The sequence below is a fragment of the Actinomadura darangshiensis genome, assembly GCF_004349235.1.
GTDB classification, from domain to species: domain Bacteria; phylum Actinomycetota; class Actinomycetes; order Streptosporangiales; family Streptosporangiaceae; genus Spirillospora; species Spirillospora darangshiensis.
Genome location: NZ_SMKY01000002.1, coordinates 22,883 through 46,154 on the forward strand (window position 1 = coordinate 22,883; position 23,272 = coordinate 46,154).

General features: G+C 73.1%; 18 protein-coding genes. 9 read left to right on the plus strand and 9 right to left on the minus strand.

Translation table 11 applies throughout. The features are described from left to right. The first annotated feature begins 69 nt into the window (after positions 1-69). Positions 70-1,320 carry an alpha/beta hydrolase family protein gene (locus E1293_RS00675; protein ID WP_207938596.1) on the plus strand — a complete coding sequence of 417 codons (1,251 nt, stop codon included), beginning with the start codon at positions 70-72 and terminating at the stop codon, positions 1,318-1,320. A gap of 6 nt (positions 1,321-1,326) precedes the next feature. Here E1293_RS00675 and E1293_RS00680 read toward each other — a convergent pair whose 3' ends face one another. Next, positions 1,327-1,902 carry an ATP-binding protein gene (locus E1293_RS00680; RefSeq protein WP_243715939.1) on the minus strand — a complete coding sequence of 192 codons (576 nt, stop codon included), beginning with the start codon at positions 1,900-1,902 and terminating at the stop codon, positions 1,327-1,329. 101 nt (positions 1,903-2,003) lie between these two features. After that, positions 2,004-2,669, minus strand: coding sequence for an MBL fold metallo-hydrolase (locus E1293_RS00685; RefSeq protein ID WP_132192631.1), 666 nt, complete (start codon positions 2,667-2,669; stop codon positions 2,004-2,006). A gap of 193 nt (positions 2,670-2,862) precedes the next feature. Here E1293_RS00685 and E1293_RS00690 point away from each other — a divergent pair, with 193 nt between their 5' ends. The 3 genes from E1293_RS00690 (at position 2,863) to E1293_RS00700 (ending at position 8,051) form a co-directional block, all read left to right on the plus strand. After that, positions 2,863-3,351 (plus strand): hypothetical protein, encoded by a 489-nt coding sequence (locus E1293_RS00690; RefSeq protein WP_132192633.1) that lies wholly within the window; start codon positions 2,863-2,865, stop codon positions 3,349-3,351. A gap of 4 nt (positions 3,352-3,355) precedes the next feature. Next, entirely contained in the window at positions 3,356-7,165 is a 3,810-nt protein-coding gene (locus E1293_RS00695) for a tetratricopeptide repeat protein (protein WP_132192635.1), read from the plus strand. Between the two features lie 112 nt (positions 7,166-7,277). Further along, positions 7,278-8,051, plus strand: coding sequence for a Crp/Fnr family transcriptional regulator (locus tag E1293_RS00700; RefSeq protein ID WP_132192637.1), 774 nt, complete (start codon positions 7,278-7,280; stop codon positions 8,049-8,051). Between the two features lies 1 nt (position 8,052). On the opposite strand, the gene E1293_RS00705 is transcribed toward E1293_RS00700, so the two are convergent. Next, complete coding sequence (locus tag E1293_RS00705) at positions 8,053-8,460, minus strand: nuclear transport factor 2 family protein (RefSeq protein WP_132192639.1); 408 nt, start codon at positions 8,458-8,460, stop codon at positions 8,053-8,055. Between the two features lie 87 nt (positions 8,461-8,547). Here E1293_RS00705 and E1293_RS00710 point away from each other — a divergent pair, with 87 nt between their 5' ends. Beyond that, a complete protein-coding gene (locus E1293_RS00710) occupies positions 8,548-9,105 on the plus strand; it encodes a TetR/AcrR family transcriptional regulator (protein ID WP_207938597.1) in 558 nt (185 codons plus the stop codon). A gap of 224 nt (positions 9,106-9,329) precedes the next feature. Further along, on the plus strand, positions 9,330-12,167 hold the full coding sequence (gene uvrA / locus E1293_RS00715; RefSeq protein WP_132192641.1) for an excinuclease ABC subunit UvrA: 2,838 nt from the start codon (positions 9,330-9,332) through the stop codon (positions 12,165-12,167). A 197-nt stretch (positions 12,168-12,364) separates the two neighbouring features. On the opposite strand, the gene E1293_RS00720 is transcribed toward uvrA, so the two are convergent. Genes E1293_RS00720 through E1293_RS00745 form a run of 6 tightly spaced genes read right to left on the minus strand, consistent with a single transcriptional unit; the run spans position 12,365 to position 18,173 of the window. Further along, positions 12,365-12,970, minus strand: a complete 606-nt coding sequence (locus tag E1293_RS00720) for a DUF1638 domain-containing protein (protein ID WP_132192643.1) — start codon at positions 12,968-12,970, stop codon at positions 12,365-12,367. Between the two features lie 10 nt (positions 12,971-12,980). Next, positions 12,981-14,783, minus strand: coding sequence for an ASKHA domain-containing protein (locus E1293_RS00725; RefSeq protein WP_207938598.1), 1,803 nt, complete (start codon positions 14,781-14,783; stop codon positions 12,981-12,983). Continuing rightward, complete coding sequence (locus E1293_RS00730; protein ID WP_132192647.1) at positions 14,780-15,625, minus strand: dihydropteroate synthase; 846 nt, start codon at positions 15,623-15,625, stop codon at positions 14,780-14,782. The genes E1293_RS00725 and E1293_RS00730 overlap by 4 nt, the downstream gene beginning before the upstream one ends. Beyond that, the gene (locus E1293_RS00735) at positions 15,597-16,646 is read right to left on the minus strand and encodes a methylenetetrahydrofolate reductase C-terminal domain-containing protein (RefSeq protein WP_165978028.1); all 1,050 of its coding nucleotides are present in this window, start codon (positions 16,644-16,646) and stop codon (positions 15,597-15,599) included. The genes E1293_RS00730 and E1293_RS00735 overlap by 29 nt, the downstream gene beginning before the upstream one ends. After that, positions 16,643-17,344, minus strand: a complete 702-nt coding sequence (locus tag E1293_RS00740; protein WP_132192649.1) for a corrinoid protein — start codon at positions 17,342-17,344, stop codon at positions 16,643-16,645. The genes E1293_RS00735 and E1293_RS00740 overlap by 4 nt, the downstream gene beginning before the upstream one ends. Positions 17,345-17,384: 40 nt before the next feature. Continuing rightward, on the minus strand, positions 17,385-18,173 hold the full coding sequence (locus tag E1293_RS00745; protein ID WP_165978029.1) for an IclR family transcriptional regulator: 789 nt from the start codon (positions 18,171-18,173) through the stop codon (positions 17,385-17,387). Positions 18,174-18,278: 105 nt separating this feature from the next. Between E1293_RS00745 and E1293_RS00750 the strand changes: the two genes are divergently transcribed. Genes E1293_RS00750 through E1293_RS00760 form a run of 3 tightly spaced genes read left to right on the plus strand, consistent with a single transcriptional unit; the run spans position 18,279 to position 23,263 of the window. Next, positions 18,279-19,712: a trimethylamine methyltransferase family protein gene (locus tag E1293_RS00750; protein ID WP_243715940.1), complete on the plus strand. Its 1,434-nt coding sequence runs from the start codon at positions 18,279-18,281 to the stop codon at positions 19,710-19,712. Between the two features lies 1 nt (position 19,713). Beyond that, positions 19,714-22,068 carry a GcvT family protein gene (locus tag E1293_RS00755; protein ID WP_132192655.1) on the plus strand — a complete coding sequence of 785 codons (2,355 nt, stop codon included), beginning with the start codon at positions 19,714-19,716 and terminating at the stop codon, positions 22,066-22,068. Then, complete coding sequence (locus tag E1293_RS00760) at positions 22,061-23,263, plus strand: sarcosine oxidase subunit beta family protein (protein WP_243715941.1); 1,203 nt, start codon at positions 22,061-22,063, stop codon at positions 23,261-23,263. Before E1293_RS00755 ends, E1293_RS00760 begins: the two co-directional genes overlap by 8 nt. The last annotated feature ends 9 nt before the right edge of the window (positions 23,264-23,272 follow it).

The following is a 23,272-nucleotide window of genomic DNA, read 5'->3' on the forward strand; positions in this document are numbered from 1 at the left end:
CAGGTAGGGGGTGGAAGATCGACTTCGGGCGCGATGCGGGTCCGGGTGCCCGGAATGAACGCTTGATCCATGAACCGCACCACGTCCCGGCTGACCGCCGGCCTCATCGCCGCCGCCGCGATCACCGCGGCCGGGGCCGCCCCGGCCTCCGCGGGCGCGCTGGACCGCCCCTCCGTCACCCACCGGCAGCCCGCCCGCGGGCACCTGGTCTCCGCCGCCCACCTCGGCACGATGTCCGCCGGCGAGGTCCGCGCGTGGCTCGCGACCGAGGACTTCGACGACGCGTCCGTCCGCTACGGCGTGGACACCTACCGCCTCGTCTACCGGACGATCGACACCCGCGGCCGCGAGACCACGGCCAGCGGCCTCCTCGTCCTGCCCCGCAACCGCGACCGCCGCCTCGCCACCGTCTCCTACACGCACGGCACGACCAGCTACAAGGCCGACGCCCCCTCGATGGCGGACGACGTCTGGGGACCCGGCGCGGCCGTCACCTACGCCGCCGCCGGCTTCGCGGCCACCGCGCCCGACTACCTCGGCCTCGGCCAGAGCCCCGGCGCCCACCCCTGGAAGGACGTGCCGTCCGAGACGATCGCGTCCCTCGACATGCTCCGCGCCGCCCGGCACTTCGCGCCCCGCACGGGCCGGACCCTCGACGGCCGGGTGTTCGTCACCGGCTTCTCGCAGGGCGCCTCGACCGCACTCGGCCTGGCACGCGCACTGCAGGACGGCGCCGACCCGCGCTTCCGCCTCCGCGCCGTGGCCCCGATCAGCGGCGCCTACGACTTCCGGGGCGCGGAACTCCCCGCACTGCTGAACGGCGACCTCGACGCGAAGATGTCCGTCGCGTACGTCTCGTACCTCCTCACCTCCTGGAACCGCGTCCACGGCGGCATCTACACCTCGCCCTCCGAGCTGTTCCAGGACCCGTACGCGGGCCGCGTCGAGAAGTACTTCGACAGCACCACACCCGGACCCGTCATGCTCAAGGGCCTGCCGGGCACGCTCGGCGAGCTGCTCACCCCGCGCGGCTTCGAGGTGCTGCGCGACCCGTCCGGCACGTTCGCCGAGGCCCTGCGCGTGGACGCGGAGGTCTGCACGGCCTGGACACCGCGCGTCCCCATCCGCCTCTACAAGATGGCCGGCGACGAGCAGGCCACGACCGCCAACACCGACCATTGCGCCGCGCGGCTCCGGGAGCGCGGCGTCGACGTCCCCGTCATCGACACGGGGGACAGGCTCTACGGCGGCTCCCGCCACCTCGGCTCCAACCTCGCCGGCACCGCCCGGATCGTCCGCTGGTTCAGCGAACTCAGGTGAAGCGGCTCAGGTGAAGCGGATGGCCTGGAGCTTGTCGGCGGCGTCGCGGTCGAGGACCGTGACGCCGGCGGCGGGCGGGAGGGGCCCGCCGCCGCGGGCGCGGGCGATGAGCGGGCTCCAGCGGCGGCAGTGCCGGGCCCAGGTGACGGACGTGACGACCCGGCCGCGGGCGACCTGGCCGGCGCGGGCGGTCTCGGGGTCCACGTCGATGAGGACCAGGTGCAGCCGGCCGCCGCGGCGGCGGGCCAGCCAGTCGAAGCAGTGCAGGATGTGCGGCCAGGTGCCGCGGGTGTGGGCGACGACGCCGTGCCCGGCGAGGATCGCGCGGCCGATGCGCCAGACGTGGGTCGCGTGGACGAGCGGCGTCCGCAGCCGGACCGGCAGCGGCCCGAGGAACCGCGCCCACCAGTTGCGGGACTGCCGCGAGTCGATCACCCGGACGTCCCCGGCGCGGACCGGGGCGGTCTCGTCGCCGCGCAGCCCGTACAGGCGGTTGAGCAGCGTGCTCTTGCCGGCCCCCGGGAGGCCGGCGACCAGCACCAGGGAACCCGCCGGGTAGCGCAGTGCGGGTCCCGGATCCACCTCGATGGGTTCGGGGATTGTCGTCTCCTGGGCTCGGGGCCGGAAGTGTGTTGGGGCCAACGAACACCCAGCACCGCTTGTTCCGTCCCGAGCCGGGACGGTCACCAGCCGCGGGCGCGCCACTCCGGCAGCGAGGGGCGCTCCCGGCCGAGCGTCGAGTCCTTGCCGTGGCCGGGGTAGAACCAGGTGGCGTCGGGGAGGCGGTCGAAGACGCGCTCCTCCACGTCCGAGAGCAGCTGCTTGAAGCGGGTGGGGTCGCCCCACGTGTTGCCGACCCCGCCCGGGAACAGGCTGTCGCCGGTGAACAGGTGCGGGCGCCCGGCCAGCTCGCCGCCGGCGTCGTACAGCAGCGCGATCGAGCCGGGCGTGTGGCCGCGCAGGTGGATGACGTCGAAGGACGCCTGCCCGACGGTGACGGTGTCGCCGTGCTCGACGGGCTCGGCCACCGGTTCGGGCAGCGGGCCCGCGTCGTGCGGGTGGGCGGCGACGGGCGCGCCGGTGGCGCGCACTACCTCGCTCAGCGCGCCCCAGTGGTCCTCGTGGCGGTGCGTGGTGACGATCCGGGCCAGCGGCCCGTCGCCGATCAGCTCCAGCAGCCGGGGCGCCTCGTTCGCCGCGTCGATCAGCAGCCGCTCGCCGGTCGCGGTGCAGCGCAGCAGGTAGGCGTTGTTGTCGTACGGGCCGACCGCCACCTTCGTGACCGTCAGCCCGGGCAGCTCCCGGACGTCGGGACGTCCGCCCACCTCGACGTTCCCGGTGTAGGTCATGGGATCTCCCGTCGTTGGTCCGGAGACCATCTTCCATCATCGGCGGCCCGGATCCCCCGCACCCCGGCGCGTGGCGCGATTGAGTCACCAGACTCAGCCGGACCGTGCGCCCGCGGACGGACATCCCCGTGTTGCCGCCGCATCATGGTCAGTGGAAGATCAGATCGACCCCCGTGAGGACGGTGAAGCGTTGGTGACCGCATTCCGTCCCGGACCGGACAGGGAGCAGCCGGAGGACCTCCTCCAGCACGCCTGCACACTGGTCCGGCTCTGCGGCAGGGACTCCGCGATCGCGGTGATGTTCCTCGCCCTGGTGCTGGTCGGAACCGTCACGCGGCTCGCGGCCGGCCTGCCCGGTCCCGCCGCGCTGGCACTGCTGCCGGTCCTGGCCGGCTCGTTCGCGGTCTCCGCCGGATACGCGGTCCGGTCCCGCCGGACGCTGGTGCGGGTGCTCGGCGACGTCCGGGGCCGCACCGGCTCGCCCGTCGACCCGGGCGCGCCGTGGACGCCGTTCGGCTCGGCGGTCGCGCTGGACGACCGGGTCCGCGACGTGGAGCTGCGCCGGCTGCTGTCGGCGGCGCACCGCTGCGGCGAGCTGTCCTGGCAGGCCGTCGCCTGGTCGGTGGCCACCGGGGTGCTGTTCCTGTTCTGGACGCTGGCGGCGGCGATGGCGGGAGGGTGACCGGGTGATCGGCGACGCCCCGGACGTCCGGCCGGGCAGCTTCTGGGAGCGGCTGGCGCCCACCGACCGGCAGGCGCTGCGCGCCATGGGCCGGCGCACCGACATCCCGCCCGGCGGCATGCTGTGCCACCAGGGGTCGGTCGCGCCGGCCGTGTACGTGGTGTTCAAGGCGTCGCCGCGGGGCGCGAGCAACGCGGTCGCCAAGGAGTTCGTGGACTCCAGCGACGGCGACGAATCGATCATCGAGCTGTTTGGGGCCGGGGACCTGGTCGGCGTCCTCGGCCCGTGGGGGCACCCGCAGCGCGGCACCGTCGCCGCGCTGGACCACGTCACGGCGCTGCGCGTGGACCGCGGCAAGTTCCGCAGCCTGCTCGCGGCGAGCCCGCAGGTCGCCGAGGCGATGATGCACGCGATCTCCGAGGGCGCCACGTTCGGCGGCCGCCGGCACGCGGTGCGGGCCGCCGACCATCCGCAGCGGCTCGCCTACCACCTGCTGGAGTTGGCGCACCGGTTCGGCGAGCCCGCGCCCGGAGCCGGGACGCGGATCCCGCTGAAGCTCAGCCAGGCCGAGCTCGCGAACTGGGCGGGGATCTCCCGCGAGACGCTGGTGCGCTGGTTCCGGCTCTGGCGGGCGCGGGGGATCCTCGACCGCCGGGCCCGCCCGCTGACCGTCCTCGACATCGAGCGGCTGCGCCGCGCCGCGAGCCCGTGGGGCGACGAGTGGCCGGCCGCCGACGCCGAGCGGGCGGCCGAGGCCGGGCCCGAGCCGGCCGGGGGCGCCGGGATCGCGGCGCGCGAGCCGGTGCGCCTGGCGGCGCAGGGCGCGCCGCCCGAGGTGCGCCTCCCCGCCGGCACCCCCTTCTTCGCCGGGCGGACGGTCAGCCTAGGCAAACTCGACCTGCTCGTCGGCCAGACGGTGTGGCCGCGCGCGGTCGTCGTCCAGGGGATGGCGGGGGTCGGCAAGACGACCCTGGCGCTGCACTGGGCGCACCGGGTCGTGGACCGCTTCCCCGACGGCGTCCTGTTCGCCGACCTGCGCGGCACGACCGGCGCCCCGGTCACCCCGGCGGAGGCGATGGGCCAGGTGCTGCGGGCGGCGGGCGTGCCCGGCGACCACGTCCCGCGGACGGAGGCGGAGCTGGCGGCGCAGTGCCGGTCGCTGCTCGCCGACCGCCGGATGCTGCTGGTGCTCGACAACGCCGTCCGGCCCGAGCAGGTCAGGCCGCTGCTGGACGCGATGGCGTCCGGGCTGGTGATCGTGACGAGCCGGCGGCGGCTGCCCGCCCTGCTCGAAGGCGCCGACATCCGGACCCTGGAGCTGCGGGAGATGGCGACGCAGGAGGCGGTCGACCTGATCTCCAACGTGCTCGGCCCGGGAGACCCCCGCGTCGGCGACGAGCACAAGGCGGTCGTGCGGCTCGCCGAGGAGTGCGGCCACCTGCCGCTGGCCCTCGGCGTGATGGCCGGGCGGCTGGCCGAGAACCCCGGCGAGTCGATCGCCGGGACCGTCCGGGAGCTGGCGGCCCGGGACGCGCCCGGCGCCGCGCCGTACGAACCGGGCCTCGCAGGGGCGGGCCTGGGCACGGCGCCCGGAGCGGCCGGGCCGGGGCTGAGCGCCGTCGTCAACCCGACGTTCGACGTCGCCTACCGGAGCCTGCGCCGCGGGCAGCGCGCGGCCTTCCGCAGGCTCGGCCTCGTCGCGGGCCCCGACTTCACGCCCGTCGCCCTCGCCGCACTGCAGGACAGCACGGTCGGCGAGGCGCGCGAATGCCTGGAGGGGCTGCGGCAGGCGTACCTGGTCCACGACGTCGGGCCGGACCGGTTCGGGATGCACGACCTGCTGCGCGAGTTCGCCCGCGAACGGGGACTCCAGGAGGACTCGGACGGCGAGCGGCAGGCGGCGCAGCGCCGGCTCCTCGGCGGCTACCTCGCCGAGGCGCGCGAGGCGAACGGGTCGCTGCCCGGACGGCCCCGGCCCGCCGTGCACCGCGGCGAGGCGCCGAGCCGTCCGCCGGCGTCCGCCGAGCGCGCCGCCGGGCTCGCCTGGTTCGAGGCCGAGCGGCGCAACCTGGTCGCGGCCGTCCACCAGGCCGCCCGGCTCGGCCTGCACCGGACCTGCTGGGAGCTCGCCGACGCCCTGTTCGACTTCCAGGAGTTCCGGCGGTACGGCGAGGACAACATCGCCGTCCACCAGGCGGGCCTGCACGCCGCCCGCACCGAGGAGGACTGGGCGGCGGCGGCCGTCATGCTGCACAACCTGGCGATGGCGCATGTCGAGCTGGGCGGCTCCGTCCAAGCCATCGGGTACGGGGAGGACGCGCGCCGCGGTTTCCGGGCCGTCGACCCGCCCGACCGGTACGGAGAGGCCGTCACCCTCGCCACCCTCGCCGACGTCCACGTGGTGCTGGGCCGGTACCTGACGGCGATCGACCACGCGCGGCGCTCCCTCGGAATCCACGAGGAGCTGGGGAACGACGCGGGCGTGGCCAAGGGCCGCAGCACGCTCGCCCGCGCGCACCTGGGGCTCGGCGACTACGAGACGGCGCTGGAGCACGCCGCGAGGGCGCTCGCCTTGCGCGGCCGGATCGGCGACCAGGCGGGCATGGCCGAGACCCTGCTGACCGTGGCCGGGGTCCACCGCCGGCAGGGGAACGTCCACGAGGCCGTGTCGCACGCACTGGAGGCCCTGTACATCCGGCAGGAACTCGCCGACATGCACGGCGCCGCCGAGGCGCTGACCGAACTCGCGCGGATGAACGCGACGCTCGGCCTGCGCGACATGGCGCAGCAGGACGCCGAGCAGGCCTTGCGCACCTACCGCGCCCTGGGCGCACGCCACGGGGAGGCGCGCGCGCTGACCACGCTCGGCATGCTCATGTGCGACGCGACGCGGTTCGCCGAGGCGTTCACCTACTGCGGTCAGGCGCTGCGGCTGCACCGCGACATCAGCGACCGGCACGGCGAGGCCGAGGCGCTCGCGCAGATCGGCATCGTCCACTGGCGCCTCGGACGGTACCGGGAGGCGCGCGAGCACCTGCTGCGCGCGCTGGAGATCCGCCGCGAGATCGGCGACCAGCACGGCGAGGCCAACGACCTGGAGCACCTGTCGGTCGTGATGCGCCGGCTCGGCCGCCCCCAGGAGGCGTTCGTCCTCGGCCTGGAGGCCCTCGACCTGTGGCACGTGCTCGGCGCGCAGGGCCGGATGGCGGGCACGCTCGGCAGCCTGGCCCGCACGTACTCGCAGCTCGGCCTGCCCGCCGAGGCCGAGCGCGCCGCGCGGCAGGCGCTGAGCATCCGCGAGTCCGGCGGCGACTGGTACGGGCTCGGCGTCGGCATGGACACCCTGGCCTCCGTCCTGCGCCGCGTCGGCCGCTTCGAGGAGGCCCTCGAACGGGAGCTGGAGGCGCTGCGGCTGCTCGGCGAGGTCGGCGACCGGCACAGCGAGGCCACCGGCCTCGTCCACCTCGCCGCCATCCACCTCGACCTCGGCCACGCCGACGAGGCCCTGGAGAAGGGGCGCCGCGCCCTGGACCTGGCGGCCGAGCTGGGCGCCGCCCGCGAGCAGGCGTACGCGCTGCACACCATGGCCAGCGCGTGCCGGCTGCTCGGCAAGCACGCCCGCGCGGTGGAGCACGTGGCCGCCGAGGTCGTCATCCGCCGCGACATGGACGACCGGCGCGGGCTGCGGGCGGCGCTGGGGCTGCTGCACGACTCGCACCTGGCGCTCGGCGACCAGGCCGCGGCGGCGGACAGCGCCCGCCGCGTCCGCGCCCTCGACAAGCTGCTCGAATCAGAAAGATCGCTCGACATGTGACGAATGACCTAGTCCATCGGCGCAGCGCCGCGTTACCTGGACCACAGGGCGGCCGATCATCACGGCCGCCGCGGGCCCCGGCCCCGGGGTCCGGGCGCGGTGAGGAGGCGAGATGGAGATCACCCGGTTCTGGGACGCGCTGGGCCCGCGCGCCCGGGAGGCGCTGCTGCGGGCCGGAGTCCCGGTGGTCATCAGGCCCGGCGCGTTCCTGATGCGCGAGCACACCCGCGCGTCCCAGGTCTTCGTCCTGCGCTCCGGGGCCGTGAAGGTGTGGGTGGACCGGGACGGCGAGAGCGCCATCCTCGACGTCCTCGGGCCGGGCGATGTGGTCGGCGAGCTGGAGGCCGTGGACGGCGGCACCCGGCACGCCAACGTCGAGGCGCTGACCCGGGTCGAGGCGGTCGTGCTCCCCGCCGCGCGGTTCCGCGGCGTCCTGGACGCCCATCCCGGCTCGGTGTGGGCCGTCGCCGCCGTCCTCGCCGAGCGGCTGCGCGACTCCAACGAGCTGCGCGTCGCCCACTTCCCCGACGACCCCGAACGCCGCCTCGCCGGCCGGCTGCTGCGCCTGGTGGCGCGGTTCGGCTCCCCGGCCAAGGAGGAGCGCCCGGACGGCGTGACCGAGGAGGGCGTGCACGTCCGGCTCCCCGTCTCCCAGCACGACCTCGGCCGCTGGGCCGGCATGGGCCGCCGCAAGGTCGCGCAGATCCTCGCGTCCGAGCCGGTCCGCGGCGGGCTGACGGTCGCCCGCAGCGCGATCGTCGTCCGCTCGGTCGACGTCCTGCACCGCCTCGCCCGCGACGACGACCCCGCCCTCGAACCCGGCGGCCGGAACCCGGCGGGGCCGGCGCCCGACCGCTACCTCACCTACGCCCTGGACGACGAGTGAGTCATGAAAGCGCCTCCTCGATCGCGGCCCGATCCTGGTACTCGCGCCAGTGCACGATGCGCCCGTCCCGCGCCCGCAGCACCGTGACGAAGTTCGCGGATCCCCGCTTGCCCGTGCCCGGGATCGTGGCCACCAGCTCGTACTCGGCGACGATCACCTCGGGGTCGGCGGTCTCGTGCACCACCACGTCCCGGAACTCCTCGAACTCGATCGGCAGCGACCTGCGTCCCTCGCGCAGCCGCGCCGCGATCGCTTCGCGTCCCTCGGAGCGCCGCTCGTGTCCGGCGGGCGCGAACGGCATCTCGATCACGACGTCCTCGGCGAGCATCTCCTCGTCCAGCCCCGCCTCACCGGCGAGGGCGTTGCGCTGGAACCGGGCGAACAGGTCGCGTGGACCGGGCTCGGACATGGGTCGTCCCTCCGTCGGGGCAATAAGATGAGCTTTGACTCATCTTGGAAAATATGAGTCGCGACTCATCTTGTCAAGGGTGGACGAATGACACCGAGCAAGCCCATGCGCGCCGACGCCCGGCGCAACCGCGCCCGCATCCTCGCCGCCGCCGGGGAGGTCTTCGCCGAGCGGGGCGCCTCCGCGTCCACCGAGGAGGTCGCGGCCCGCGCCGGCGTCGCCATCGGCACGGTCTTCCGGCACTTCCCGACCAAGCACGACCTGCTCGCCGCGATCATGAAGGAGCTCCGGCAGCGCCTCATCGACAAGGCCGAGACGCTCATCGCCGGCGGCGACCCCGCCACCGCCTTCTTCGACTACTTCACGTATCTCGTCGAAAGCTCCGCCGAGATCGGCACGGTCGTGACCCTTCTCGCGGAGGAGGGCACGCCGATCGAGCCCGGCGACCAGATCATGGCCTTCGCCCAGACCTTCGGGGCCCTTCTGGAGGCCGCCCAGGAGGCGGGCACCGTCCGTCCCGACGCCCGCCTGGATGAGGTGATGGCCCTGCTGACCGCCACCACCCACGGCGCCCTGGCCGCGTCATGGACGGAAGACCTGCGCCACCGGACCCTCGCCCTCGTCTTGGACGCCCTCCGCCGGTGAACTCGCGTGTTGCTCCGTGGGTTGCGGTGGCGGGGGGTGTTCGAACACGTGTACGGTGCGAGGTGCCGTCCGGACCGGTGGGGACGGGCGGGTAGCTTCATGAAATGCAGCGGTGAGCGCCGCTGTTGAAGACTCGGGGGAATTCTGTCGTACCCCCTGGCTAGCCTTGAGACCGACCTGTCTCTCCAGTCGCCGCGCCCCAGAAGAGGAACCGGAAGAACGCCGTGCATGACCGACTCATCGTGCGTGGAGCACGCGAGCACAACCTGAAGGACGTCTCGCTCGACCTCCCGCGGGACTCCATGATCGTGTTCACCGGTCTGTCGGGTTCGGGGAAGTCCAGCCTGGCCTTCGACACGATCTTCGCCGAGGGCCAGCGCCGGTACGTGGAGTCGCTGTCGGCCTACGCCCGGCAGTTCCTCGGGCAGATGGACAAGCCCGACGTCGACTTCATCGAGGGGCTGTCCCCGGCGGTGTCGATCGACCAGAAGTCGACCAGCAAGAACCCGCGGTCGACGGTCGGGACGATCACCGAGGTCTACGACTACCTGCGGCTGCTGTACGCGCGGATCGGGCATCCGCACTGCCCCGACTGCGGCCGGCCGATCAGCCGGCAGGCGCCGCAGCAGATCGTCGACCGGGTGCTGGAGCTGGAGCCCGGCACGCGGTTCCAGGTGCTGGCGCCGGTGATCCGCGGGCGCAAGGGCGAATACCTGGAGCTGTTCCGCGAGCTGCAGTCCAAGGGCTACTCGCGGGCGCTGGTCGACGGGCAGATGATCCGGCTGGACGAGCCGCCCAAGCTGAAGAAGCAGGAGAAGCACGACATCTCCGTCGTGGTCGACCGGCTCTCGGTGAAGGACTCCGCGCGGCAGCGGCTCGCCGACTCGGTGGAGACGGCGCTCGGGCTCGCGGGCGGCACGATCATCCTCGACTTCGTCGACCTGCCCGAAGGCGACGAGCACCGCACCCGGATGTACTCCGAGCACCTCTACTGCCCCTACGACGACCTGTCGTTCGAGGAGCTGGAGCCGCGCTCGTTCTCGTTCAACTCGCCCTACGGCGCGTGCCCCGACTGCACCGGCCTCGGGACGCGCATGGAGGTCGACCCTGAGCTGGTCGTCCCGGACGAGGAGCTGACCCTCGGCGAGGGCGCGATCCAGCCGTGGTCGAACGGGCACGTGAGCGACTACTTCCTGCGCCTGCTGTCGGCTCTGGGCGACGCCATGGGGTTCGACCTGAACACCCCGTGGGAGAAGCTGCCGGTCAAGGCGCGCAAGGCGGTCCTCAACGGGCACGAGACCCAGGTCCACGTCCGCTACAAGAACCGCTACGGCCGGACGCGGTCGTACTACACCGCCTACGAGGGCGTGATCCCCTACATCCAGCGGCGGCACGCCGAGTCCGAGAGCGACTCCAGCCGGGAGCGGTTCGAGGGCTACATGCGGGAGATCCCGTGCCCGACGTGCGAGGGCGCCCGGCTGAAGCCGGTCGTGCTCGCCGTCACCATGGGCGGGATGTCGATCGCCGAGGTCGCCTCGATGCCGATCGGCGAGGCCGCGAAGTTCCTCCTCGCGATGGAGCTGAACGAGCGCGAGACGCACATCGCCGAGCGCGTCCTCAAGGAGATCAACGCCCGCCTCGGCTTCCTGCTGGACGTCGGCCTCGACTACCTCACCCTCGACCGGGCGTCCGCGACGCTCGCCGGCGGGGAGGCGCAGCGCATCCGGCTCGCGACGCAGATCGGCTCCGGCCTGGTCGGCGTCCTCTACGTGCTGGACGAGCCGTCCATCGGCCTGCACCAGCGCGACAACCACCGGCTGCTGGAGACCCTGATCCGGCTCCGCGACATGGGCAACACCCTGATCGTCGTCGAGCACGACGAGGACACCATCGCCGCCGCCGACTGGATCGTCGACATCGGCCCCCGGGCGGGCGAGCACGGCGGCGAGATCGTCGTGTCCGGCACCGTCGAGGACCTGAAGAAGTCCGAGCGCTCGCTGACCGGCGCCTACCTGGACGGGCGCCGCGAGATCGCCGTCCCGCAGATCCGCCGTCCGCGCACCAAGGGCCGCGAGGTCACCGTGAGGGGCGCCCAGCAGAACAACCTGCGCGACGTCGACGTCGCGTTCCCGCTCGGCGTCCTGACCGCCGTGACGGGGGTGTCGGGGTCGGGCAAGTCGACCCTCGTCAACGACATCCTCTACAACTCCCTCGCGAAGAAGCTGAACGGCGCGAAGACCGTGCCCGGCAAGCACAAGCGCGTCAACGGGGTCGACAACCTCGACAAGGTCGTGCACGTCGACCAGTCGCCGATCGGCCGCACCCCGCGCTCCAACCCGGCGACCTACACCGGCGTCTTCGACCACATCCGCAAGCTGTTCGCGCAGACGACCGAGGCGAAGGTGCGCGGCTACCAGCCGGGCCGGTTCTCCTTCAACGTCAAGGGCGGCCGCTGCGAGAACTGCGCCGGCGACGGCACCATCAAGATCGAGATGAACTTCCTGCCGGACGTCTACGTCCCGTGCGAGGTCTGCCACGGCGCCCGCTACAACCGGGAGACCCTGGAGGTCCACTACAAGGGCAAGACGATCTCCGAGGTGCTCGACATGCCGATCGAGCAGGCCACCGAGTTCTTCGAGCCGGTCACCGCGATCCACCGGCACCTGAAGACGCTCAACGACGTCGGCCTCGGCTACGTCCGGCTCGGCCAGCCCGCCCCGACCCTGTCCGGCGGCGAGGCGCAGCGCGTCAAGCTGGCGTCCGAGCTCCAGAAGCGCTCCACCGGCCGCACGATCTACGTGCTGGACGAGCCGACCACCGGCCTGCACTTCGAGGACATCAACAAGCTCCTCGGCGTCCTGAACGGCCTGGTCGACAAGGGCAACACGGTGATCATCATCGAGCACAACCTGGACGTCATCAAGACCGCCGACTGGATCATCGACATGGGCCCCGAGGGCGGCTCCCGGGGCGGCACCGTGGTGGCCACCGGGACCCCCGAGGACGTCGCCAAGATCGACGCCAGCCACACCGGCCAGTTCCTCCAGAAGATTCTCGACTGAGCGCTGAACCCCAGGGCGCGCCTCGCGCGTGCTGTGGGTGAGGGCCGCCGGAGGCGGCCCCGCAGCGGGAGGAAGACCGGGCCGACCAAGCAGGACGTACACCGAAGGCGGTCACGGCGACCCATGGCCCGCTGTCGCGTGGGGGCACGCGGCGGCGGGTGACTCCTGGCTGCGGGTCCACCGGACGGGGGCGGCCCTCAGGCCCGGAGGTCCGCCTGGTCAAGGGGGAGGGCCTCCGGGGCATCGGCCAGCAGTCGTTCGAGGGCCGCCTCCAGGTCTCCGTCGCCGGTCGCGACGATGGTCAGGGGCAGGCCGATGGACGCGGCGGCGCGGTCGGCGGCGGCGCGGAGTTCCGGGGTCGGGGACTGGGCCAACCAGACCGCGCGCGTGTAGTGGGCGAAGTAGTCGTCGCGGAGTTCGGGGCGGCGGTCGAGGCCCAGCTCGGCGACCACCGTCTGCTCGAACGAGCGGACCAGGAAGTCCGTGAGCAGGTACGTGCCGGGTTCGGCGCGGAGGAGGGCGTCCAGGCGTTCCTCGCCGGCGAAGGTCGCGTAGCAGTGCGGGCCCGGGAGGCGCGGGACGTCCAGGCGGGCGCAGACCTCGTCCAGCGCGCCGTAGGTGCCGCAGTCGGCGTAGGCCACGGCGACGCGGCGGGGGGCGAGGGCGCGGACGCGTTCCTCGACCGCGGCGGCGATGCGGGCGGGGCGGTTGTGCAGGAGCGGCGCCAGCGCGTGGACGTCGATCGGCCATCCCCGGCGTCTCGCGATCGAGGCGATGTGGGGCGCCAGCGCGCCGCAGGCCACGACCGTGAGGTCAGGGGAAGGCGAGCCGCGTGATGAACAGGTCGTTGAAGTCGGGGCGGTCGGAGAGTTCGACATAGCGCACCTCCTGGAGCAGCGCGTCGGCGCCCGTCCGTTCGCGCAGGCTGAGCAGGGCCAGCTTGGCGCCCTCGCCGGCGACGTTGCCGGCGCTGACGATGCGCGGCAGGGCCAGGGGCGGGACGAGGCCGATCCGGACGGCGTTGGCGGGGGACAGGTAGGAACCGAACGACCCGGCGAGGAGCACCTGGGCAACGTCGGCGACGTCCGTCCCGGTCTCGTCGAGGAGGAGGCTCCAGCCGGTGGCGATCGCGGCCTTGGCGAACTGCAGTTCCCGGACGTCCCGCTGGGAGAGGTAGACGTCGCCGCGGAGGACGAAGACGCGTTCGCCGTTGACCTCGGTGAGGCGCGGCGCCAGGGCGGCGGGCGCCTCGTCCGGGGTGGCCAGTCGGCCGGAGGCGTCCAGCAGGCCCGTCCGCAGCAGCTCCGCCACGGCGTCGACCAGGCCGGAGCCGCACAGGCCGCGGGGCTCGGTGTCGCCGATCACGCCGAGCTCGACCGTGTCCGGTGTCAGCCGGACGGTCTCGACGGCGCCCTCGGCGGCCCGCATCCCGCAGCGGATGGCGGCGCCCTCGAACGCGGGCCCGGCGGGCGCGGCGGTGGCGGTGAGCCCGGCCGCGGAGCCGAGGACGATCTCGCAGTTCGTCCCCACGTCGATGAACAGCCGGACGCGCCGGTCGCGGTCCATGCCCGAGGCGAGCAGACCGGCCACGATGTCGCCGCCCACGTAGGCGCCCAGGGCCGGGAACATCGCCGCGCGTGCCTCCGGGTGGACGCGTACCCCGAGGTCGGCGGCGTGCAGCGAAGGTATGGCGCGGGCGGACGGGATGAAGGGCGCGACGCCGAGCGGCTCCGGATCCAGGCCGAGCGCGAGCTGCGTCATCGTCGCGTTGCCCGCCAGCGCGATCTCGTAGACGTGTCCGGGTGCGACGCCGCCTTCGGCGCAGACCTCGGCGGCCAGGTCGGCGAGCGTCTCATGGGCCAGGTCGCGCAGCCGGGACGCGGCGGAGGCGTCCATCATCGTGGCGCTGATCCGGGTGATGACGTCGGCGCCGAACGGCTGCTGCGCGTTCAGCCGGGACGCCGCCGCGACCGGCGTGCCCGCCGTCAGGTCGAGGAGGGTGGCGACGACCGTGGTCGTGCCCAGGTCGAACGCGATCCCGTAGGCGGTCCCGGTGGTGTCGCCGGGTTCGACGTCGATGAGGGTCTCGTCCACGATGACGGCGGTGACCTTCCAGTCCGCCTCCCGCAGGACCGGGCCGAGGCGGCGCAGCACGGCGAGGCCGGCGGCGGGTTCGAGGTCGTCGATCGCGTCCAGCAGCCGTTCGAGGTCGGACCGCTGGTCCTTGAGGGTCGGCTCGACCAGCTCCACGTACCGTTTCTGGACGGCCGGCCGCAGGATGACCTGCCGCCCGACGCCGACCGTCGACGCCTTCGGGCGGGTGGTCAGCGGCGGCACCTCGACCGTCAGGTCCTCCTGCGCGACCGCCCGGCACGCGAGCCGCCAGCCGTCGCGGAGCCGGTCGGGGGAGTAGGCCCGCCCGTCCAGCGAGGTCGGCGGCGCCGCCCCTGCGGCGATCCGCACCCCGCATTTGCGGCACGTCCCGTGGCCGCCGCAGGTGGAGTCGACGGCGATGCCGTTCCAGCTGGCGGCGTCGAAGACGGTGACGCCGGGCGGGACGGCGATCTCGCGTTCCCGCCCGTCGTCCAGCCGGTAGGTGAGCCGGATCCTGCTCAACGCGCGCTCCGGAACGCGGCGATCCAGTTCCCGCCCCACGGGTCGTTGCCGAGCAGCAGGTCGGCCGCGCGGGCCGCCTGGACGAGCGACGCCGCCCGCGCGTCCATGATCGCGCTGGTGAGGCCGTGCGCCATCGCCATCGGCAGGAACGCCGCGCCGATGGCGTGCCGGTCCGGCATCCCGAACGAGACGTTGGACGCGCCGAGCGTCATGTTGACGCCGAGGTCGTCGCGGATCAGCGCGATGGTCTCCAGCGTCTTCATGACCAGGCTCGTGTCGGCCCCGACGGGCATGGCGAGCGGGTCGATGAGGACGTCCTCCACCGGGATGCCGTAGGTGCCGGTGGCGACGTCCACGATCTTGCGGGCCAGTTCCAGCCGGCGGCGCGGGTCGTCCGGGATCTCGTCCTCGTCGTTGGGCAGCCCGATCACGGCGGCGCCGTGCCGTTTGACCAGCGGCAGGACCTGGTGGAGCCGCTCGTCCTCCGCGGTGACGGAGTTGACGAGCGCCTTGCCGTCGTAGACCTCCAGTGCGGCGGCGAGCGCCTCGACGACCGAGGAGTCCAGGCACAGCGGCACCGGGGTGAGGTCCTGGATCAGCCGGATCGCGCGGGTCAGCAGCTCGGCCTCGTCGGCGAGCGGCACGCCCATGTTGACGTCGAGGACGGCCGCCGCCGGGGTCTGCTCCCGGACGTCGATCTCCAGCTGCGACAGGTCCCCGGCCCGCAGCATCTCGGCGAGCTTCTTGCGGCCGGTGGGGTTGATGCGCTCGCCGATCACGCAGAACGGCCGGTCGGGGCCGATGACGACCTCGTCACCGCGCGATCGCAGGGTCGTGTGCATGGTGGTCCCTTCCGAGTCCGAGGTCGGTGACGAGCCGGGCGAGCGAGCCGTCCCGGCGCATGTCGGCGAGGTGCAGGCCGCGGACGCCGGGCAGCGCCAGCGCGTGCCGGGCCTGCTCCAGGGCGAGCCGATAGGCGGCCTCGGCGGGGTCGGCGGCGCGGTCGACGCGGTCGATGACGTCCGCTGGGACGGAGATGCCGGGCACGTGCTCGTCCATGAACCGCAGCCCCCGCGCACCGCGCACCAGGACGACCGTCTGGAGCAGCGCGGCCCGCCGGGTGAGGCCGGTGCGTTCGGCGAGCGCGGCGAACGCCTCCAGCCGGCCGGGCCGGAAGCAGATCTGCAGCTGCAGGAACCGCGCGCCCGCGGCGGCCTTCAGCTGCGCCCGCCGCACCCGGTACTCGTGCGGCGGCGCCGACGGGTTCTCCACGGCGCCGATGAACAGCTCGGGCGGCGGCGTGATCGCGCGCCCGGACAGGTACTCGCCGCGCCGCAGCCCGGCCGCGACCCGCACGAGCTGCGGCCCGTCCAGGTCGAACACGCGGCGGCTCTGCGGCTCGTCGCCCGCGCTGACGTCGTCGCCGGTCAGGCAGCACACGTTGGTGACGCCGTGCAGCGCGGCCCCGACGATGTCGGCCTGGACGGCGAGCCGGTTCTTGTCGCGGCACACCACCTGCAGGATCGGCTCGACGCCGAGTCCGCGCAGCGCGATCGCGACGGCGACGTTGGACGCGTGGGCGTGCGCGGCGGTGTTGTCGGTCGCGTTGACGGCGTCGACCCAGGGCGCGCCGCCCGGCAGCCGCCGCGAACGGTCGTGGGCCTTCAGCCACACGCACCGCATCTCGGGCACCACCTCGCAGCGGCCGTCCTCGCGGACCCCGCCGCACGGACCGTTCCGCAGCGTCTTCGGGCAGTTCATCGGGCAGGTAAGCCCGGTCGAGTGCAGGACGCACTGCCCGCACATCCGGCAGCCGAACACCGGCTTCTTCACGGCGTGCTCGACGAGCGGCAGCAGCCTCATGACGCGCCCGCCGGTGCGGTGCCTGCCGGTGCGGTGCCCGCCGGTGCCGTGCGCCGCGCCGCGAGCAGCTCCTTGGCGCGCTTCACGGCGGCGGACGCGTCGGCCGCGTAGGCGTCGGCGCCGACCGCGTCCGCGTACTCCTGGGTGACGGGCGCGCCGCCGACCATGACGATGACCTCGTCGCGAAGCCCCGCCTTGGTGAGCGCGTTCATGTTCGCCTTGAACATCGGCATGGTCGTGGTCAGGAACGCCGAGAAACCCACGATGTCGGGATTGTGTTCCCGGATCGCCTCGACGAACCGTTCCGGCGCGACCTGCACGCCGAGGTCGATGACGTGGAACCCGGCGCCTTCCAGCATGATGTTCACCAGGTTCTTGCCGATGTCGTGCACGTCCCCCTTGACGGTGCCCATCAGGAACGTGCCGGTGCTCGCGGCGCCGGTCTCGGCGAGAAGCGGCCGCAGCACCTCCAGCGCGCCCGCCATCGCCTTCCCGGCGATCAGCATCTCGGGGACGAAGAAGTCGCCGCGCTCGAAGCGGGCGCCGACCTCCTCCAGCGACGGGATGAGCGCGTCGAACAGCATGCGCTCGGGTGCCAGTCCCTCGTCGAGACCGGCGTGGGTCAGCTCCAGGACCGTCGGGCCGTTGCCGACGAGCGTCTCGGTGTAGAGGCCGGTGAGGATCTCCTCGTGGGACATGGGGCGCCCTCCTTCTCGGGCGGTACCTCCCCGCGCTGGTTCAGCGGGGAGGCGGGTTCGGCGGATGGTGGCCGAGTGCGGCCGACAGCGCGCGGGTCTCCGCGGCCAGCCACGTGCCGACCTGCTCGGTGCGGGACGGGGTGAGCCGCGCGGTGGGCCCGGTGACCGCGACCGCGGCGATGACGTCGTCGCCCGCCGAGTGGACGGGCGCGGCGATCGAGACCAGGCCGATCTCCAGTTCCTCCCGGGTGACGGCGTAGCCGCTGCGCCGGATCCCGGTGAACTGGGCTTCGAGCAGGTCGCGCCTGGTCACGGTGTTGCCGGTGAGGCGTTCCAGGTCCTCGTCGTCGGGCAGCGGCAGCCGGCCGTGCGCGTAGAAGACCTTGCCGGTGGCCATGCAGTGCGGGGGCAGGTCGAGGCCGATCCAGCTCGTCGCGCTCAGCAGGTACTCGCTGTCGACCTGCGCGATGGTGATGACGGCGCCGGCCCGGGGGACGGCGATGGTGACGGTCTCGCCGCTGCTCTCCCGGAGCCGTTCCAGCGTCGGGGTCGCGATGTCGACGAGCGCGTCGGTGATGTCGCCGCGCAGCGCGTACTGCGTGAAGACCGGGCCGGCGCGGAAGGCGCCGTCGCGGTCGCGGCGGACGAGGCGGTGCCGTTCCAGGGCCTGGAGCAGGCGGGACGTGGTGGACTTGGCGAGGCCCGTCTCGGTGACGAGCGCGGTGAAGGTGCGCGGCGCCTCCGCCTCGACGATGAGGCGGATCAGCTCGGCCGCCCGGTCGATCGCCTGGGTGCCGGGCTGCGCCGCGGTGCGTGATTCGCGTGACATAAGTTCCACTATATGGAACCTGTGTTCCATAAATCGAGCGTAAGATTCCGGACGGAACGGCGTCAAGGGGCAAAAAGCCCCGGAAACCCGAGGCACCGCATGTTCGTGAACCGCATGCCGCGCTACGAGATCCTCACTTCCGACGCGATGGACGTCCTCGACACCGGATGGCGCCGCCTGCTCACCGAGGTCGGCGTCCAGTTCGACTCACCGCGCGCCCTCGCGCTGTTCCGCGAGGCGGGCCAGCGCGTGGACGGCGACACCGTCCGCCTCGATCCCGGCTTCGTCCTGGAGCAGGTGGCCAAGGCACCGAGCGAGTTCGGCGTCCGGGCGCGCAACCCCGGCAGATCGGTCCGCATCGGCGGCGACGGGATGGCGTTCGGCGCCGTGTACGGGCCCCCGTTCGTCCGCGAGGGCGAGGTCCGCCGCGACGCGACGATGGACGACTTCCGCCGGCTGGCGATGCTCGCCCAGACCGCGGACGCGCTCGACTCGGCGGGCGGCGTCGTCTGCGAGCCGAACGACGCCCCGCTCGACTCCCGGCACCTCGACATGGTCCGCGCACTCGCCACGCTGACCGACAAGATCTACATGGGCAACGTCGTGTCCGGCGAGAACGCCCGCGACACCCTCGCGATGTCGTCGATCCTGTTCGGCGGCCGGGACGCGATCGAGGCCGACCCCGTCACCATCTCGCTCATCAACTGCAACTCGCCGCTGTGCTGGGACGGCCGGATGCTGGACGCCCTGTTCGAGTACAGCGCCGCGAACCAGCCCGTCGTCCTCACCCCGTTCCTGCTCATGGGCGCGATGTCGCCGGTCACCATCCCGGCCGCGCTCGTCCAGCAGATCGCCGAGGCGCTGTCGGGGATCGCGCTGGCCCAGCTGATCCGGCCGGGCGCGCCGGTGGTCTTCGGGTCGTTCCTGTCCAACATCGACATGCAGTCGGGGTCGCCGTGCTTCGGGACGCCCGAGTCCGGCATGGGGCTGCTGTGCACCGGCCAGATCGCCCGGCACTTCGGGCTGCCGTTCCGGTCCGGCGGCGCGCTCACGTCCGCGCAGCTCCCGGACGCGCAGGCCGCCTACGAAGGCCTCATGACGCTGCTGCCGACGTTCCTCGCCGGGGCCAACTTCGTCATGCACGCCGCCGGCTGGCTGGAGGGCGGCCTCGTCGCGTCCTACGAGAAGTTCGTCATCGACCTGCAGCTCGTCGAGATGCTCCAGCACGAGTTCACCCCCCTGGAGATCGACGAGGCGTCGCTGGCGTTCGGCGCGCACGAGGAGATCGGGCACGGCGGGCACTTCCTCGGCGCCGCGCACACCCTCGAACGGTTCCGGACGTGCTTCTACCGGCCGTTCCTGTCCTCGTCGGAGAACCACGAGCGGTGGCTGAAGAACGGCGCCGCCGACACCGCCGCCCGCGCCGCCGGGATCGCCGCCGGCCGGCTCGCCGCCTACGAGCCGCCGCCCCTGGACGACGGGATCCGCGCCGAACTCGACGACTACGTGACCCGCCGCCGGAGAGAACTCGGAGACTGATGTGACGCAGCCACGCGTCGTCGTCATCGGCGCCGGCATCGTCGGCTGCGCGGTGGCGGACGAGCTGACCCGCCGCGGGACGACCGATGTGACCGTCCTCGACCAGGGGCCGCTGTTCTCCACCGGCGGCTCCACGTCCCACGCCCCCGGCCTGGTCTTCCAGGTCAACCCGAGCAAGACGATGGCGGAGTTCGCGCGGCGCACCGTCGAGAAGTACGAGGCGCTCGGCGCGTTCGACCGGGTCGGCGGCCTGGAACTGGCGACGACGCCCGAGCGGCTGGACGAACTCCACCGGCGCCAGGGCTGGGCCACGTCCTGGGGGATCGAGGCGCGCGTCCTGGAACCGGCCGAGTGCGCCCGCCTGCACCCGCTGGTGGACGCCGGCCGTGTCCTCGGCGGGCTGCACATCCCGTCCGACGGCGTCGCCCGCGCCGTCGACGCGGCGGTCGCGCAGGCGCGGGCGGCGACGGAGCGCGGCGCGGTCTTCCACGGCCACCGCGAAGTGCTCGACCTGCGGATCCAAGGCGGCCGGGTGACGGCCGCCGTCACCGCGGACGGCGACGTCCCCGCCGACATCGTCGTCTGCTGCGCCGGGATCTGGGGGCCGCGGATCGCCGCGATGGCCGGCGTGGACCTGCCGCTGACCCCGCTGGCCCACCAGCTCGCCTGGACCGACCCGCTCCCTCGCCTCGCCGGCGCCGAGCAGGAGGTCGGGCATCCGATCCTGCGGCACCAGTCGGCCGCGCTGTACTTCCGCGAGCGGTTCGACCGGCTCGTCGTCGGGAACTACGGCCACCGGCCGCTGCCCGTCCCGGCGAACGAGCTGGAGAGCACGGCGACGCTCCCGTTCACCGAGGACGACTTCGCCGGCGCCTGGCGGGAGACGCGGTCGCTGCTCCCCGCCGCGGGCGACGCCAAGATCGAGGAGGGCTTCAACGGCCTGTTCTCGTTCACCCCCGACAACCTGCCGCTGCTCGGCCCGGCCCGCGGGGTCGAGGGGCTCTGGATCGCCGAGGCCGTCTGGATCACCCACTCCGCCGGCGTCGGACGGGCCGTCGCCGAATGGCTGACCGGCGAGCGCCCGGTGACCCCGCCTCGCGAATGCGACATCGGACGGTTCGAGGAGCACCAGCGGAGCCCCGAATACGTGCTGGCCCGCGACTGCCAGAACTACCGGGAGGTCTACGACATCCTCCATCCGCTCCAGCCGATGGAGGACCCGCGCCCGCTGCGCGCCAGCCCCTTCCACCGCCGCGAGGAAGAGCTCGGCGCGGTGTTCCTGGAGGGCATGGGGTGGGAACGACCGCAGTGGTACGAGTCGAACGCGCCTCTCCTCGACGGCCGCGAAATCCGCGAGCCCGGTCCGTGGGCGGCGCGGTACTGGTCGCCGATCGCCGGTGCGGAAGCGCAGGTGACGCGGGAGAGGGTCGCGCTGTACGACATGACCTCGCTGAAGCGGATCGAGGTTCGCGGGCCCGGCGCCGAGGCGTTCCTACGGGAGGCGACGACCGGTGCGTTCTCGCGTGGCATCGGCTCCGTCACGTACTGCCTCCTGCTGGACGAGCATGGCCGAGTCCTCAGCGACATCACCGTCGCCTGGCTCGGCGAGGACACGTTCCAAATCGGGGCCAACACCGTCCTGGACGCCGAATGGCTCGCCGACCGGGCGCCACTGGGCGTGGCCGTCCGCGACGTCACCGCCGGCACGTGCTGCATCGGGGTCTGGGGGCCGCGTGCGCGAGACCTCGTCCAGCCCCTCAGCCAGGACGACTTCTCCGCGAAGGGCCTCCGCTACTTCCGGGCCAGGCGAGCCCACATCGGCACCGTCCCGGTCACCGCGTTGCGCGTGTCCTACGTCGGCGAACTCGGCTGGGAGCTGAGCACGACCGCCGACATGGGCCTGAAGCTGTGGGACACCCTCTGGGACGCCGGACGCGAGCACGGCCTCATCGCCGCAGGACGAGGCGCGTTCAACAGCCTGCGCATGGAGAAGGGCTACCGCTCCTACGGCGTGGACATGACGGCCGAACACGACCCGTACGAGGCCGGCTTGGGATTCGCCGTCCGCAAGGAGGACGCCACCCCGGCCGAGCCCGCACGCCGCCTCGTCTGCCTCGTCCTGGACGACGTGGTGATGGGCAAGGAGCCGGTGTACGCCGACGAGCGGCCCGTGGGATACGTGACCAGTGCGGCTTGGGGGTACACCATCGGGCGCGGAATAGCCTACGCGTGGGTGCCGTCCGAACATGCCGAACCGGGCACGGCACTGGAAATCGGCTACTTCGACCGGCGCCTCCCTGCGGTGGTCGCCGAAGAACCGCTCTTCGACCCGGGAATGGAGCGACTGCGTGCCTGACGGGAAGCTGTGGGAGGACCGGGAACCCGGGAACTCCTACGACGTCGTCATCGTCGGCGCGGGCGGGCACGGCCTCGCCACCGCCTACTACCTGGCCCGCGACCACGGCATCACGGACGTCGCCGTCCTCGAACGCGGCTGGCTCGCCGGCGGCAACATGGCCCGCAACACCACGATCATCCGCTCCAACTACCTCTGGGACGAGAGCGCCGCCATCTACGAGCACTCCCTGCGGCTGTGGGAGGGCCTGGAGGACGATCTCGGCCACGACCTGAAGTTCAGCCAGCGGGGCGTCCTCAACCTCGCGCACAACCTGCCCGACGTGCGCGAAGGCGTCCGGCGCGTCAACGCCAACCGGCTGAACGGCGTGGACGCCGAATGGCTGGACCCCGACGACGTCAAGAAGCTCGTCCCGATCCTTAACACGAGCCCGTCGGTGCGGTTCCCCGTCCTCGGCGGGACGTTCCAGCCGCGCGGCGGCATCGCCCGCCACGACCAGGTCGCCTGGGGCCTGGCCAAGGGCGCGGACGAGCGCGGCGTGCACCTGATCCAGAACTGCGAGGTCACCGGGTTCCGCCGCACGCCCGGCGGTGCGGTGACCGGCGTGGAGACCTCGCGCGGGTTCATCGGCGCGGGGAGGGTCGCGCTCTGCGCGGCAGGGCACACCTCCGTCCTCGCCGACATGCTCGGCTTCCGGCTGCCGCTGCAGAGCCATCCGCTGCAGGCGCTGGTGTCGGAACTGCTGGAACAGGTCCTCGACACGGTGGTCATGTCGAACGCCGTCCACGTGTACGTCAGCCAGGCCCACAAGGGCGAACTCGTCATGGGCGCCGGCATCGACGCGTTCAACGGGTACGGGCAGCGCGGCTCGTTCCACGTCATCGAGCAGCAGATCGCGGCGGCCGTCGAACTGTTCCCCGTCTTCGCGCGGGCGCACGTCCTGCGGACCTGGGGCGGCATCGTGGACGTCTCCCCGGACGCCTCGCCCATCATCGGCCCGACGCCCGTGGAGAACGTCTTCGTCAACTGCGGCTGGGGGACGGGCGGGTTCAAGGCCACTCCCGGCGCCGGGCACGTCTACGCCGACACCATCGCCCACGCCCGTCCGCACCCGCTCGCAGAACCGTTCGGGCTCGAACGGTTCACGACCGGCGCCCTCATCGACGAACACGGTGCCGCGGCCGTCGCGCACTAGGGAGGAACC